The organism is Nocardioides sp. Iso805N, from assembly GCF_000364605.1.
Taxonomy (GTDB): domain Bacteria; phylum Actinomycetota; class Actinomycetes; order Propionibacteriales; family Nocardioidaceae; genus Nocardioides.
In genome coordinates, this window is sequence record NZ_KB822584.1 from 106,418 (window position 1) to 120,958 (window position 14,541).

Here is a 14,541-nt window from a genome sequence, read left to right on the forward strand (position 1 = left end):
AGACATGGGGGAACAGGCACTCGACATCCGCAGCGGACTCGCCGTGCTGCGCCGGCACCGCGCGGTGCTGGTGGGCGCCACGGTGCTCGGGCTGGCGGTCGGAGTCACGTACACGGCGGTCAGACCACCGCTCTACGCCAGTTCCAGCATGGTGCTGCTCCCGGAGCAGGCCTCGGCCGACCAGACGCCGCGAGACCCCGGCACCGAGCAGCGGGTCGCCGGCAGCGCCGCCGTCCTCGGGCCGGCCGGCGAGAAGCTGAAGCCGCGGCTGTCGGCGGGCCAGATGGCCGCCCACATCTCCGCGAGCGCGCCCAGCTCGACGGTGGTCGCGTTCAACGCCACCGCGGACTCGCCCGAGTTCGCCCGGAAGCTGGCGCAGGCCGCAGCGGCCTCGGAGGTCGAGTACGTCAAGCAGGCCTCCAGCGCCGGCCTCTCGGCCCAGCAGCGCGACTTCACGCAGCGGCTGTCCGAGCTCAACGGCAGCCTGGGCTCACTCGCCGCCCAGATCACCAGCACCACCAAGCGGCGCAACAGCGAGGGCGCGACCACCGCGGCCGGCCGCGCCGACTCGACCGCGCTCGCGCAACTGACCGCGCAGCAGGCCGACATGGTGCTGCAGCGCGACCAGGTCAAGCAGCAGGCCCAGACGGCCGCGGCCGGCATCGCGCCCTCGACCGCGAGCATCATCGAACCCGCCGCCACGGGAGGCCGGGCGGCCCTGCTGCACCGCTCCGTGCAGTACGGCGCGATCGGCGCCGGACTCGCGCTCCTGATCGCGGCCCTGGGCCTGACGCTCTTCGCCCGCCGCGACCGCCGGCTGCGCTACCGCGACCAGATCGCCGACGCCCTCGGCAGCACCGTGGTCGCCTCGGTCGGGGCCCGGCCGCCGCGGACCGTCGCCCGCTGGACCGACCTGCTCGCCGACTACGACCCCGGCACGGCCGACGCCTGGGCACTGCGCCAGGTGCTGCACCAGGCCGACCGCCGACTGACCCTGGTCAGCCTGAGCGGCGACCAGGACGCCTTGGCGATCGGCCCGCAGCTCGCGTCGTACGCCGCCTCCAACGGCGTGCTGGTGCGGCTGGTGCTCGGCCAGCGGCACGACAGCGCGGCCGCTCTGTGGGCCAGCGTCCACCAGGGCGAGGAGGAGGAGCTGCGGCCCGGCCTGGTGGTCAGCACCACGCCGGCCGAGGACCCCCGCACCACCCTGACGATCACTGTGGTCGTGCTGGACCGCCGCAATCCCGAGCTCGAGTCGGTGCCGTTGCGCGGGCGCACCCTGGTCGCGGTCTCGGCCGGGACCGTCACCGCCGAGGAACTGGCCCGCGCGGCCGTCACACTCGACGACGCGGGTCTGCGCATCGACGGCATGGTGGTCGCCAATCCCGACGATCTCGATCACACCACCGGGCGGCTGCCGCAGCGACAGCGTCCTGCGAACCTCTCCCTGCCGAGCCGCCTGACGGGAGCGATCCGATGACCGCCGAGCGCTGGCGGATCAGCGAGCCGCAGACCGAGGAGGTCGCCGGCGTGCCGCCGACGATGGTCGCCAGCATCAGCTACCTGTGGGCCGCGATGCGCCGCCGCTGGAAGACCTGGGTGACGCTCGGCGTCGTCGGGTTCGTCCTGGGTGCCGGGCACGCGATCGCGGTGCCGCCGGAGGTGACGGCGACCACCACGCTCTACCTGTCGCACCCCGCCGGCACCGACCCGGCCTCGGCGATGCAGACCGACCTCAGCATCCTGCGCACCCGCACCGTCGCGGAGCGCACGATCAAGGCGCTGGGCCTGCACTCGGCGCCGTCGGTGCTGCAGGACCGCACCACGGCCACGGCGACCACCTCGACCGTGATGACCCTGGCGGTCTCGGCCGGAACCAACGAGCTGGCGCTGCGCGGGGTGCGTGACCTGGCCTCGACCTACCTCACCTACCGGGCCGCCCAGCTCAACGCCCAGGCCGACGCCCAGGTGAGCGGCTACAAGGACCAGATCGCGGCGGCGGAGCAGCAGATCACCGAGCTCACCACCCAGTACGACGCGCTCAGCAACGGCAACGCCAACCAGCAGAGCGAGGCCGGCGACGTGCTGTCCCGGCGCTCGCAGCTCAGCGCCCAGGTGATCTCCTTGCAGCAGCAGGTCGACTCCACCGCCCTGGCCGCCGACTCGGTGACCAAGGCCAGCCACGTGCTCGATCCAGCCGCCCTGGTCGGCTCCTCGACGATCCGCCGCGCGATCCTGCTCGGTCTGACCGGCCTGATCGGCGGGCTGGGGATCGGCACCGCGATCGTGCTCTTCGGTGCGCTGACATCCAACCGGCTGCGTCGCCGCGAGGAGGTGGCGCTGGCGATCGGCGCCCCCGTCCGGTACGCCGCCAGCAGGATCCGACCCGGCCTCCTGCACGGCGCGACCGCAGCGGCTCAGGGCCAGGAGGTCCTGATCCGCGGCATCGAGGCGGCCGACACCGAGCGCCGCCCGCTCGTGCTGGTCACCGCCGGCCGCGCCGGGCTCCGCGAGGCCACCGCCCTGGCCGACCTGGTCGGGCTGGACGTGCACCCGATCGACTTCGACGCGGGTGCCGAGGAGCTCGCCGAGCGGGCGGACCGGGTGGTCATGGTGGTGGCGGCCGGCCGCTCCAGTGCCGAGCAGCTGCGCACCGCTGCGGACCTGCTGCGCTCGGCCGGCATCGAGCTGGTCTTCGCGGTGCTGATCGGCACCGACCGCACCGACGAGAGCTTCGGCCGGCCGCACATCAGCACCTCGCTCCAGGCATGGCGAGCAGGCGCATGAGCGCCCAGCCCCGTCCCACCCACGCGGCGTCGCACGCGGACTCGCACGCGGCCTCGCAGGTGACGGCGCACGTCGGCTCCCATGTCGGCTCCCACGCCGCGTCGTACGCCGCAGCCACGCAGGTGGTGCCCGCTCACGCCGCGACCGGCCGTCCGGCCGACCCGGCGGTGGCGTTCCCGGTGGGGTCGCGGGCGCTCGCGCCGTACTCGATCGCCGCCCGGCCGCGACCGGAGTACGACGAGCATGCGGTGCCGGCGATGGTGCTGGCGGCGTGGGCGGCGGTCTTCGTCAACGTGCTCGCGTTCGCAGGCAACGCGACGGTCGTCCCCATCCCGCGGATCGTCGGCCAGCTGATCACCCAGGGCGCGCTCGGGCTCGCCCTGGGGCTGGCGCTGCTGGCGAACCGACGCCGGGTGGTCCGTCCGCACCTGTTCCTGGTGCTGCTGACGATGCTCGCGATCGTGGCGGTGATGGTCTCCTTCCACAATCAGTACCTGCTGAGCTCGGTCTTCCGGGCCTGCCGGCTGCTGGGCTTCGTGACGGTGCTGTGGGTACTCAGCCCCTGGTTCGGCCGCCGCGACATGCTGCTGCTGCGCTGCCACCTGATCTGCCTGCGGGTGGTGCTCGGCACCGTGGTGGTCGGGGCGATGCTCTCCCCCGGCCTGGCCTTCTCCTTCGACGGCCGCCTCGCCGGCGTGCTGTGGCCCATCCCGGCCACCCAGGTCGCCCACTACGCCGCCGTGCTGCTCTGCGTCACGATCATCCTGTGGCTGTGCCGGGTGGTCAGTGGCAAGCACACCATCGTCACGGTGGTCGTGGTCGCCCCGATCCTGCTGGCCACCCACACCCGCACCGCGCTGCTGGCCGGTGTGATCGGCATGGCCGTCGCCGGCGCCAGCCTCTTCCTCGGCCACGCCCGGGTCCGCCGCACCTCCGCGCTCGGCGCGATCATCGCGGTGCTGGCCGCCACCGTCTTCGCCAGCCAGATCGCCGACTGGCTGCTGCGCGGCCAGACGGCCCAGGACGCCGGTCAGTTCACCGGCCGGACCAAGGTCTGGTCGCAGGTCTTCGCGATGCACCGCACCCCGATCCACGAGATGTTCGGCAACGGCATGTCCAACCTGTCGTTCAACGGTCTGCCGATCGACAGCAACTGGGTCGCGACCTATCTCGACGAGGGTTGGTTCGGCATCGCCGTCGAGGCCGCGATCCTGCTGGCCCTGTTGCTGCTGGCGATCACGCACGTGCGCGGACCGCGCCGCGCGATCGGCCTGTTCCTGCTGGTCTACTGCGCGATCGCCTCGGTGACCGAGACCGGTCTGGGCAACCCCTCGCCGTACATCCTCGACCTGGCCGTCGCGGCGGCGCTGCTGGCGCCCGAGGCCCACGGGGTGGAGCGATGAAGGTCGTGATCGCGCACTCCCGCTACCGCTCGGCCGCGCCGAGCGGGGAGAACGCCGTCGTCGACGAGGAGGCGGTGCTGCTGCGTGCCGCCGGCCACGAGGTGGTCAGCTTCGAGCGAGCCAGCGACTCGATCGCCCAGTTGCCGCTGCCGCGACGCGCGGCCGTGCCCGCGCAGTCGATCTGGAACCCCGCCGTACGCCGCAGCCTCACCGAGTTGCTCCGCGACGAGCGACCCGACGTCCTGCACGTGCACAACACCTTCCCGATGCTGAGTCCGGCGGTGCTGGACGCCGCTCGCGACACGGGCGTGCCGGTCGTCGCGACGCTGCACAACTACAAGCTGCTGTGCGCCAGCGGCGACTTCTTCCGCGACGGCGCGCCGTGCCACAGCTGCGCCGGCGGCGAGCTCGCGCCGGCCGTGGCACACGGCTGCTACCGCGGCTCGCGGGTGGCGGCGCTGCCGGTGGTCGCCGGCCTGGCGGCACACCGCGAGCGGTGGCGCACGCTGGTCTCGGCCTATCACTTCGTCTCGGAGTCCCAGCACCGGCTGCTGGCCGGTCTGCGGCTGCCCGAGGACAGGGTCTTCGTCAGCCATCACGGCGTCCCCGCCCCGCCGCTGGGGCACCTGCGCCAGCGCCGGGTGGCCTACGCCGGCCGGCTGGACGCGGCCAAGGGCGTGCCGCTGCTGCTGGCGGGATGGGACGCGTTCCGCGCGGCGACGCCGGCCTCCCAGCTGCGGCTGGTCATCGCCGGCGACGGCCCGCTCGGTCCCGACGTCCGCGCCTGGGCCGCGACCCGGCCGGAGGTCGACGTGCTGGGTGCGGTCAGCCGGGACGACGCCCGCGGCGTACTCGCCTCTTCGCTGGCGGCGGTGGTGCCGTCGGCCTGGGAGGAGGCGTTCGGGCTGAGCGCCGTCGAGGCGATGGCGGCGGGGACGGTGCCGCTGCTGGCCGCGCACGGCTCCTTCCCCGAGCTGGTGACCGACGGCGTCGACGGGGTGCTGTTCCAGCACGGCTCGGCGGCGGCGTTGGCGGCGGCCCTCGCGGGCGTCGACACCGACGTCTCCCGCCACCTGCTGATCGGCCGGGCCGCCCGCGACACCTACCGCGCCCGGTTCACGCCGCAGGCGGCACTGGACCGCCTGGTCGCGATCTTCGACTTCGCCGTCGAGCACCCGGTGGTCCCGACCGAGCGCCGGGTCACCCCTGGAGTCCAAGGAGCGCTCCGATGAACGTCCACCAGATCGTCCGCCGGCTCGGCTGGGGCGTCGCCGACCAGAGCGTCTCCAGCCTCAGCAACGTGCTGGTCAGCCTGGTCTGCGCGCACGCGCTGGGTGTGCACGGCTTCGGCGCCTTCAGCATCGCGTTCGTCTCCTACGCGGTGGTGCTCAACGCCTCCCGCGGGCTGTCCACCGACCCGCTCGTGGTGCGCTACAGCGGCTGCGCGCAGCCCATCTGGCGGCGAGCGGTCGCCAGCGCGGCCGGCACGGCCCTTTTGGTCGGGACGGTGGCCGGCGTGCTCTCCATCATCGCCGGCATCCTGCTGCCCGGCCACGTCGGTACAGCGTTCCTCGCGCTCGGCTTCGGCCTGCCGGGGCTGATGGTGCAGGACAGCTGGCGGTTCGCGTTCTTCGCCGCCGGCCGCGGCCAGGGCGCGCTCATCCTCGACCTGATCTGGACCGTCCTGGCCATCGCCGGGCTGGTCGCGGCGGTGCTCACCGACCACGACGGCATCGCGGCCTGCATGCTCATCTTCGGCGGCACCGCGACCATCGCCGCGATCTGCGGCGTGTTCCTGACCGGCGTGCGGCCGATGATCGACCAGGTCCCGTCCTGGCTGCGCGAGCACCGCCACCTGGGCAGCCGCTACCTGGTGGAGAACCTCGCGGTCGGGCTCTCCCGCCAGCTGCGCATCGTCGCCGTCGGCGCCGCCGCCGGACTGGCCGCGGCCGGCTCGCTGCGCGCTGCGGAGATCCTGATGGGCCCGTTCCTGGTGGTGCTGATGGGCATCGCACAGGTCGCGGTGCCGGAGGCCTCCCAGGTGCTCACCTCGGCACCGCATCGTCTCTTCCGCTTCTGTCTGCTGCTGGGCGGGGTGCAGGCGGCGGTCGCGGCCGCCTGGGGTGCGCTGATGCTGATCATCCTGCCGCTCGGCGTCGGACAGCTGCTCCTCGACGACGTCTGGCACGGCGCCTACCCGGTGGTGCTGCCCTCGACCGTCGGCGTGATGCTGGGCTGTCTCTCCTCGGGCGCGACCTCCGGCGTACGCGCGCTCGGGGCGGCTCCGCGCAGCCTGTTCGCACAGCTCACCTCCTCGACCCTGTACGTCGTGGGCGGCGGCGTCGGTGCCTTCCTCGGCGGCGCCGTCGGCTCCGCCTGGGGCTGGGCGATCGGTGCCGGCATCGGCGTCGTCGTGTGGTGGATCCAGCTGCATCGTGCGGCCGCCGAGCACATCCCAACCCCCAAGTCACCCCGCCCTCTGGAGGTCGTGTGATGGCACCCCTGCTCACCATCGGACTGCCCGTGCGCAACGGCGAGAAGTTCCTCGCCCGCGCACTGGACGGCCTGCTCGCCCAGACCCTGACCGACCTCGAGATCATCATCAGCGACAACGCGTCGACCGACGCCACCCCCGAGATCGCGGCCAAGTACGTCGCCCTCGACCCGCGCGTCCACTACGTGCGCCAGGCCGGCAACCTGGGCGCGGCCGGCAACCACAACGCGGTGCGTGCGCTGGCCACCGGCCGCTACTTCGCCTGGGCCAGCGACGACGATCTCTACGCTCCGACCCTCTTCGAGAAGTGCATCGCCGCCTTGGAGGCGGACCCGAGCCTGGCGCTCGCACACGCGCAGAGCGCCTTCGTCGACGAGGACGACCTGGTGATCGCGCCGGCGCCGTACCTGCTGGACACCGACTCCCCCGACCCCGCCGAGCGGCTGCGCAGCCTGCTGAACGTCAGCGGCGGCAACGACTTCTACGGCGTCGCCCGCACCGAGCTGTTCCGTCGGATCGGCCCGCTGGGCAGCTATCACAACGCCGACCGGGTCTACGTGGCGGCGCTCGCGCTGCACGGTCGGTTCCACCACGTCCCGGAGGTGCTCTACTTCCGCCGTGACCACCCCGACCGCGGCGAGCGGGCGCCCGGCCTGCGGGCGCGCTGCGCCGGCCTCGACCCGCGCCGCGCGGACCGGCTGCGAAACCCGCTGCCCCGCCTGCTGATCGAGTACGTGCTGGCCTACCTGGTGCACATCTGGCGCGCTCCGCTGGGGCTGCGCGCGAAGGCGAGCTGCCTCGGTGCGCTGTCCGGGTGGCTGCTCAGTCGGACGATGCCGGGCCGGTCGGGCCGCATCATGGCGACCACCGACCCTGCCGTGGCGGAGCGGCGGCAGGAGCCGCCACGACCGCTGCGGGTGGCGGCGCTCGGGTTCTACGGCATCGGCAACCTCGGCAACGAGGCATCCCTGTCCGCCTTCGCCGACTGGCTGCGCGCCGAGCATCCCGACGCTGAGCTCTCCGTGCTGGGCGTCGACGCGGCCGCTGTCGAGCGCGAGCACGACCTGCCGGCGTCGCGGCTGATGACCTACCGCCGCGATCTCTCCGGCGGTGGACCGGTCGTCGGCGTGCTCAAGGCGCTGAGTCGGCTGGCCGACGTGCCTCGCTTGTGGCACCTGGTCGGCCGGACCGACGCCGTCGTCATACCAGGCTCGGGGGTGCTGGAGACCGGCCTCGGCCTGCGACCGTGGGGCCTGCCCTACTGGCTCTTCGTGGTGGCGCTGTGCTGCCGCCTGCGCGGGCGCCGGTTCGCGCTGGTCAGCGTGGGCGCTCAGCCCGGCCAGGATCATGCCACCCGGCTGCTGCACCGCTGGACGCTGCGGCTGGCGACCTGGGTCTCGGTCCGCGACCAGGGCTCGCGGGAGGCGGTGGCGGCCGACGGGGTTCGTCGCGAGGTCTCGATCGCACCGGATCTGGTGCTGGGCCATCTCTCGCCCACGGGCATCGAGCAGGAGTCCGACGAGGTGGCCGTCGGCGTGATGGCCTACTACGGCGGCGGGCAGGGCAACGGCGCTCGCGCCCTGGCCCGCTACACCACCTCGGTGGCCCGCGCCGTCCGGCTCCTGGCCGAGCGCGGCGAGAGCGTCACCCTCGTCGTCGGCGATCTCGCCGACCGGCCCGTCGCGGAGGCGGTCGCTCGCAAGGCCCGCTCCGGTGGCAGCGCCCGCCTCACCCGTGTCGAGGGCGAGATCCGGGTCAGTCCTGCCAACACCCTGCCGGCGGTGGCCGCCGAGCTGGAGCGCGCGGAGGTGGTGGTCGCCAGTCGCTTCCACACCCTCGTCGCCGCGCTCGCCGTCGGCCGCCCGGTGGTGACACTCGGCTATGCGCCCAAGAGCGCAGAGCTGCAATCGACGTACGGCCTGCCGCCGCTCAGCCAACCCATCGACCAGATCGACCCGGAGCTGCTCATCGCCCAGGTCGAGCGGGCGAGGGCCGCGGACCGGCCGTCCGACAAGACCACGACGCGCATACGTGAGCAGCTGCGCGCCCAGTACCGGGAGCTGTGGGAAGTCCTCCACGACTCCTCTGAACGAGGGAAGTGAAGTCATGTCGCGAGCAGAGCTCGACACCTGGGGGTACGACGACATCGTCACGCTGCGCGAGCCGGGCCTGCCCGACCGCGCGACGATGCGCTGGCTGGGACACCAGCGGCTGCGCAATCGGGACCAGTGGTTCTGGCGGCGGTGGATGCTCTCCGTCGCACTCTTCCGGCGGGAGGTGCACTTCCGCCACCCGCTGCAGGGCAACGTCTTGCAGATGATCCAGGAGGGCCGGCTGCAGATCGGCCCGCGCAGCTATCTCGAGTCCTCGATGACCATCCGGGGCAACGACGGCGCCCGGATCCTGATCGGCGCGGGCGCGGAGTTCAACCGCAACGTCACCATCGGCGCCGGTCACCTCGTCGTCATCGGCGACCACGTCCTGGTCGGGCAGGGCTCCTACATCACCGACGTCAACCACGTCTTCGCCGACCCCGAGACGCCGGTCGAGGACCAGGGCTTCTCCACCCGCGGCCCGACGGTGATCGAGGACAACTGCTGGCTCGGTGCCAACGTCATCGTCACCTCGGGCGTGCGGATCGGCCGCTGCAGCGTCATCGGAGCCGGCGCGGTCGTCACGCGGAGCGTGCCGGCGTACTCGATCGTGCGCGGAGGTACGTCGAAGGCGTTCCCGCGGCGGGATCTGGGCGATCGGCGGCCGATGGCGGAGGCGATGGGTGAGCCGATGGGCGAGTCTGCCCAGGAGACTGTCTCTGCTGCTTCGTAGCCCGGTGCCTTCTGTGGGTGCCCGCCGGGATCGCTGTCCCGGCGGGTGCTCACGGCTGGGGCAGCCGGTCCGCGGCGGTGGAGCTCGACGCAGCGCCTCCTGACTCGCCGTGCCAAAGCCGACCAAGGCGCGTACGCTCGCGGTGAGCAAGGGATCGATATGAGCGTCGTCGACATCGGGATCCCGGGCGTGGAGATCCCACCGGGAACGCACCTCTGCGCTCTCTACTCCGGCTCGGCCGAGCGGGACGACCTCCTGTTCCCTTTCCTGAGTCAGGGCCTCCGTCACGGGGACACCTGCGTGTGCTACCTCGACGGCCTCGAGCCCGGCGCTGTGCGTGCCCGGGCGGGAGGCGAAGCCGGCGTCGCGGGGCCGCCGACGGATCGACTCGACGTGCGCCCAGCCTCCGAGGTCTACCTGCAGTCCGGAATGTTCTCGGTCGAGCACATGACCTCGGTGCTCTCGGACAACCTCGAGCAGGTGGTCGCGGAGGGCTCTGGACTGCTGCGTGCGACCGGGGAGATGCCGTGGCCCGGGATCCTGTCGCAGCCTCATGGTGCCGATGACTTCTTCGTCTACGAGGCGGCCCTCAACGACGTCGTGGATCGCAAGCCGGCGTTCTTCATGTGCATGTACGACCTGCAGCGTTTCGGGCTCGACATGCTCGTTGCCGTGCTCAAGACCCACCCGCTCGTGCTCCTGGACCGAACGGTGCTCGAGAATCCGCACTTCCTGACCCGGGCTGAGTACGACGCCGAGGTCGCAGAGCCCACCAGCAGACCTCCCCTGGCTGATCCGTCCGCGGCTGGCCGGTGGCCGTCGCTGACCCCGAGCGAGCTGCGGATCGCCGCGTTCGTCGCCAAGGGTCTGACCAACAAGGACATCGCCCGGCAGCTGTTCGTGTCGGCGCACACCGTCGATGCGCACCTGAAGCACATCTTCACCAAGCTCGGCATCCACTCCCGCGTCGAGCTGACCGTGCTCACCATGAAGCACCGGACACCGGTCGGCTGATCCACACTCCTCTACGAGGTCACTCGCGCGACCCGGGCACGAAGCTTGGCGAGACGCCGCGTCGAGCGCGCACCTGACGGGGGATGCGGTTCTGGCCTGTCATTTCCCCGCCTGTGTGCGGAAATGACAACGGGGGTGCGGTTCCGGCGTGCGATTTCCCCACCCGTGGGCGGAAATGACAGCCCCGGCGTGGCGTGGTGCTCGCACACCTCGTCACGCTCCGGCGAGCGCGCTCCTGACGTCGGCAATGCTCTCGCTGGCGGGTCCGTTGATCTCGGGTGTGGCTAGCAGGAACAAGGCATCGGAGATGGCATCGGCGGAGGACTCCTCGTACTCCACGTCGTCGTAGCATTCGAAGATCTCCGCCCAGCGCTCCAGATCGGTGGTCGAGAAGTCGCCCCGCTCGAAGCGCAGCAGGGCAGAGCCGATGTGCTGCCGATCCAGCTGGACCAGCGGCGGATCGCCACGTGGACCGAGCCGGCTCAGCAGTTGGTCACCTTCGGCCGGCGTGATGCGGAAGTCGCGAATGTCGAGCAGCACCCGCCGGCGCTCATCCACCTTTGAGCTCATGTTCAGCATCCGTGAGATCGCAGGAAGGTCATCCGCATAGACCCAGGCGGATATCTCGAGCCCGCCGAGCAGGATTTCCAACAGGGCTGGTGCATCGTCCTGCCCCAGCAGCAGTCCCTCCAACTCGCGAGGGATCGGGCTGTCCGGGTCTTTTGCCTCCTTCCTGAACTCGGCGTTCAGGAGGAGAAGGGACCGTATGAGCAGGTCGCGATCGTCGGCAAGCACCGCTGCCTCGGCCGTGAGCGTCAGCACCTCGACGTTGCGCCAGTGGAGGTCCTGCGCTTCGAAGTACGACGCGTCCACGGCTTGCAGAGCCTCAAGGGCGTACGCCGGCTCGTTCTGCTCCACCGCGGCGCGGCCGAAGTGAAGTGCCGGGAAATTGCCGGTGCCGGCGCGCTTCGCCTCGAGGAACTTCTCCCTCGCTTCTTCGAGGGTGACCTCTCGAAGAAGCGCGAGGGCCCCGAAGACGCAAGCCGCAAGCTCGGCGCGATCCGCCGCCGATCCCTCGTCGCTCTCGCGCAGCTCTCGTTCGATCTTCCTGAACGCATCGGGATTCCGCGGCACCTCGTACATCGCGCGCTCGAATTCACTCCGAAGATCTCGCATCGTGCGAACGCCTCACATCGTGTAGCCGGGACCCGCGCGCCCTTGTCGTAACTCGGAACTGCCCATCGAAGGACGTCCGTACGTTAAGCCTCGGCGCGTCCTCTGCGCGCGCGAATTCGGGCCGCCGCCGCGGAATCTGCGGCAAGATACCGGCTGTCGTGAGGGCACGTCGGTAAGAGGGTGGCTGGAGCATGCACCGCCTGGAGCCTGCGGCCGGAGCGTCTCAGGAAGCGAGCGCGTACCCGATCGTGATGAACGCGCCGACAACGAAGCCGACCACGATGAGCGCTGCGCCTGCGAAGACCAGCCACGCCAAGGTGGTCGAGGAAGACGAGGTTGGCATCGGCGCCTGGGGACGTGAGGGTGCCGGGTACGGGTCGACGTCGGCGAGTCGGTCGCTATAGGGCGCCACGGATCCATCCTCCTTCATCGCAGAGTCCTCGGCGTCGGGTTGGCGTCGGGAGTTGGCAATCAGAGCCACGGCCTCGCTTAGTCGGGTCGTCACGCTTGTCCTGGCGCTGCCGTTCCCGCTGCCGTTGCCGCTGCCGTTCCCGCTGCCGCTCGTCCTCGGCATGGTCGCCCTGCATCTGCGCACACCGCCGCCACTCCCACCTCGGGCGCTGCAGCGGGCGAGACGCAGACGCGGTACGCCTACTCGGCCGGCGTCACCCCTTCTGATGGCTGGGGCGTAGCCGCTCACCGCGTAGGAGGCACCACGTTCAGCCCCACTGCATGTACCAGCCTTCATCGGCCGACGGTCCAGCCGGCGGCGAGGGCTCCTCAGCATCCGACGGCTCTGCGGTCCCTTGGAAGAACTCAAGTGTGTAGTCAGTGCGCGGTCGCATGCCAAGAGCTTCGAGGGCTTCGCGCGACGGCAGTGTACGCACCAAGGGCCACGGAGGTGGTTGTCGACGTAGCCACCCTGTGCTGGGCCGGCCGCGAGCAAGGTCTCCACGTCGGCTTCATCTATCCGGCCTGCTGGATGAATTCGTCCACCAGCACGATTGCGCCGCCCGTGAAAAGCGGGCCGGACCAATCGGCGTAGGGGTTCATGAAAACCTCCTCCGATGTCTGGTGCGAACTGCCGAGGCAGCACGCCTTCGACGACTTTATGCGCATCTGCCCGAGCGCGTCAGCGCGATCCCCGGGCGAGGCCGTCAGTCCTGGCGCTGCGAGGATCGCGAGCACGAATGCGTCGTGCCCTAGTGCCCTTGCCCACCCGGTCGAGGCCAGCGCGCTATCGGTTGTTACCGATGAGCCTGTGGTCAGATAGGCCCGTTCCTCCTCGACCCCGAGCTCGAACAGCGTCCCACGCTGCGCCGCGAGGCCTGCTTGTCCGCGGAGCAGCGCGCGTAACCGATCCGGCCAGCCATGGCGAGGAACGCGCGGATAACCCCCGACAAAGCGACGGATAACCGTACGGGTCTATTGCGAAGATCCGTCGCGGGCTGGACGTCGTCGACGACAGGCTGGCCCGGCGTGCGGTGAGCGATCCCTTGCCGGACAGTTGCTGGTCGTTGTCCACGGTCAGGAAGAGCCATTAAAGGCGACCGTATCCGGTTAGGCCGCCGAAAGTGCCTCCGAATTGCGCCTTCCGCATCGCGCAGGCCGCCTCCGCGGAATCAACTCAGGAAGTCAGATCGTCGATCAATGCTCGTAACGGTTAGGTGACCCGTGGCCGCGAAAGCCATGTTGACGGACTAAACACGAAACTCCATCCACCTACGCGGCCGCGGATAAGGCGCGTCGGTCGTGTCGTCGCCAATCTTGTCATCGGCGACGATTGTCGAGGATGGTCGTCGCGACAGCATCTGCACGATTCCTCAGTCTCAGTATCCGAACAATATTCCATGTCGGAACCGCAAGTGAAGTGATCCGTCGACCGTCAGAGAGAATGAATATCATTCCGTCATAGGAATGTTTGATCTCGACGATATCGCTCCTGAGGAAGGAGCGCTTTGTGAAGACATTTCTGATCCAGACGCGATCACCAGAAACAATCAAGACGATCCTATAGCACATGATCGCCAGAATCGCGATGGAGATGCCAGCGTACGCGATTGCCCACAGCAGGTTAGCAATACTGATTGGCCGAACCGCGATGATGGCGAGCCATAGGAAGACGGCCGCAGATGCAGGTGCTATGAACCACCGAGTGAACCTATCAAGGTAGAACCGTTCACCGCCTGACCCCCATTTGTCTCCCGCGTATCCAATTTCTTTCACGAGGGGAACCCGAGACTAGCGACCGTCATGCCCGCACTTCCCACATAGGAACTCCAATGGTGCGCCTTGTTAAAATTCTCGTACATACTGCCTACGCCCCGGCCGATTCCCTATCCCGCAAGTGACTCCGCAGTTCCAGTCGCGAAGTGCTTTGCGAAAGATTTAGATTTAACGGAGTGAGCCTTCTGCTGAGCACTTATGCCGGCTGCTGCGATGCCCGCGGCGGAGCAGCCGGCGCCGGCTGTACCCAGGCAGACTGCACCTGCAGCGAGGGTGGCGTAGGTCCCACGGTGATTCACGACGTTATGGTAGGTCGCCGCCGCCGCCTTTCCAACATGGCAGCGTATTCCGCACGATTTCGATGCCGAGTGGTGCCGCGTTGTTGTAGCTGATGTGTTGTAGTTGCTCGAATCGTCTGATGCTGTGATTGATGCCGGCCTCGATAGTCCGGTGAAGTCGTATTCATCGATCGGATTCGAGGGATACGTGTAGGCGTTGTCGTTTCCGCCGTATATGGGGTTGTCCTGCCCCCCGTTTTTCGGTCCACATCGTTCGTGGTTGCTCGAAACTTTGAGAGTGGATGTGGGGGTGTGTGATGGCTGCTGCTAAGCGGTA

General features: G+C 69.9%; 11 protein-coding genes. 8 read left to right on the forward strand and 3 right to left on the reverse strand.

The window, feature by feature from the left end:
- The first annotated feature begins 4 nt into the window (after positions 1 to 4).
- From H036_RS0118045 to H036_RS26015, 8 genes are all read left to right on the forward strand, one after another.
- On the forward strand, positions 5 to 1,480 hold the full coding sequence (locus H036_RS0118045; RefSeq protein ID WP_017936210.1) for a hypothetical protein: 1,476 nt from the start codon (positions 5 to 7) through the stop codon (positions 1,478 to 1,480).
- Entirely contained in the window at positions 1,477 to 2,787 is a 1,311-nt protein-coding gene (locus tag H036_RS0118050) for a hypothetical protein (RefSeq protein ID WP_017936211.1), read from the forward strand. Before H036_RS0118045 ends, H036_RS0118050 begins: the two co-directional genes overlap by 4 nt.
- On the forward strand, positions 2,784 to 4,190 hold the full coding sequence (locus H036_RS23565) for a hypothetical protein (protein ID WP_051068719.1): 1,407 nt from the start codon (positions 2,784 to 2,786) through the stop codon (positions 4,188 to 4,190). Before H036_RS0118050 ends, H036_RS23565 begins: the two co-directional genes overlap by 4 nt.
- The gene (locus H036_RS23570) at positions 4,187 to 5,422 is read left to right on the forward strand and encodes a glycosyltransferase (RefSeq protein ID WP_017936213.1); all 1,236 of its coding nucleotides are present in this window, start codon (positions 4,187 to 4,189) and stop codon (positions 5,420 to 5,422) included. The genes H036_RS23565 and H036_RS23570 overlap by 4 nt, the downstream gene beginning before the upstream one ends.
- The gene (locus H036_RS23575; protein ID WP_017936214.1) at positions 5,419 to 6,684 is read left to right on the forward strand and encodes a hypothetical protein; all 1,266 of its coding nucleotides are present in this window, start codon (positions 5,419 to 5,421) and stop codon (positions 6,682 to 6,684) included. The genes H036_RS23570 and H036_RS23575 overlap by 4 nt, the downstream gene beginning before the upstream one ends.
- On the forward strand, positions 6,684 to 8,786 hold the full coding sequence (locus tag H036_RS25180; RefSeq protein WP_017936215.1) for a glycosyltransferase: 2,103 nt from the start codon (positions 6,684 to 6,686) through the stop codon (positions 8,784 to 8,786). The genes H036_RS23575 and H036_RS25180 overlap by 1 nt, the downstream gene beginning before the upstream one ends.
- A gap of 4 nt (positions 8,787 to 8,790) precedes the next feature.
- Positions 8,791 to 9,510, forward strand: coding sequence for an acyltransferase (locus H036_RS23585; protein ID WP_017936216.1), 720 nt, complete (start codon positions 8,791 to 8,793; stop codon positions 9,508 to 9,510).
- Between the two features lie 159 nt (positions 9,511 to 9,669).
- A complete protein-coding gene (locus H036_RS26015) occupies positions 9,670 to 10,524 on the forward strand; it encodes an MEDS domain-containing protein (protein ID WP_017936217.1) in 855 nt (284 codons plus the stop codon).
- Positions 10,525 to 10,737: 213 nt separating this feature from the next.
- On the opposite strand, the gene H036_RS0118085 is transcribed toward H036_RS26015, so the two are convergent.
- The 3 genes from H036_RS0118085 to H036_RS0118095 all read right to left on the reverse strand — a co-directional run bounded on the left by H036_RS0118085 (position 10,738) and on the right by H036_RS0118095 (position 12,888).
- Positions 10,738 to 11,667, reverse strand: a complete 930-nt coding sequence (locus H036_RS0118085) for a hypothetical protein (protein WP_017936218.1) — start codon at positions 11,665 to 11,667, stop codon at positions 10,738 to 10,740.
- 256 nt (positions 11,668 to 11,923) lie between these two features.
- Positions 11,924 to 12,112 (reverse strand): hypothetical protein, encoded by a 189-nt coding sequence (locus tag H036_RS0118090; protein WP_157417591.1) that lies wholly within the window; start codon positions 12,110 to 12,112, stop codon positions 11,924 to 11,926.
- Between the two features lie 554 nt (positions 12,113 to 12,666).
- On the reverse strand, positions 12,667 to 12,888 hold the full coding sequence (locus H036_RS0118095) for a hypothetical protein (RefSeq protein WP_017936220.1): 222 nt from the start codon (positions 12,886 to 12,888) through the stop codon (positions 12,667 to 12,669).
- Positions 12,889 to 14,541 lie beyond the last annotated feature (1,653 nt).

What these genes read in the sequence shown, in the direction of transcription:
- H036_RS23585 (WP_017936216.1), top strand. Translation starts at nt 8,791, where the DNA reads ATGTCGCGAGCAGAGCTCGACACCTGGGGGTACGACGACATCGTCACG.
- H036_RS0118085 (WP_017936218.1), bottom strand. Translation starts at nt 11,667, where the DNA reads ATGTACGAGGTGCCGCGGAATCCCGATGCGTTCAGGAAGATCGAACGA.
- H036_RS23570 (WP_017936213.1), top strand. Translation starts at nt 4,187, where the DNA reads ATGAAGGTCGTGATCGCGCACTCCCGCTACCGCTCGGCCGCGCCGAGC.
- H036_RS0118045 (WP_017936210.1), top strand. Translation starts at nt 5, where the DNA reads ATGGGGGAACAGGCACTCGACATCCGCAGCGGACTCGCCGTGCTGCGC.
- H036_RS23565 (WP_051068719.1), top strand. Translation starts at nt 2,784, where the DNA reads ATGAGCGCCCAGCCCCGTCCCACCCACGCGGCGTCGCACGCGGACTCG.
- H036_RS23575 (WP_017936214.1), top strand. Translation starts at nt 5,419, where the DNA reads ATGAACGTCCACCAGATCGTCCGCCGGCTCGGCTGGGGCGTCGCCGAC.
- H036_RS26015 (WP_017936217.1), top strand. Translation starts at nt 9,670, where the DNA reads ATGAGCGTCGTCGACATCGGGATCCCGGGCGTGGAGATCCCACCGGGA.
- H036_RS0118050 (WP_017936211.1), top strand. Translation starts at nt 1,477, where the DNA reads ATGACCGCCGAGCGCTGGCGGATCAGCGAGCCGCAGACCGAGGAGGTC.
- H036_RS25180 (WP_017936215.1), top strand. Translation starts at nt 6,684, where the DNA reads ATGGCACCCCTGCTCACCATCGGACTGCCCGTGCGCAACGGCGAGAAG.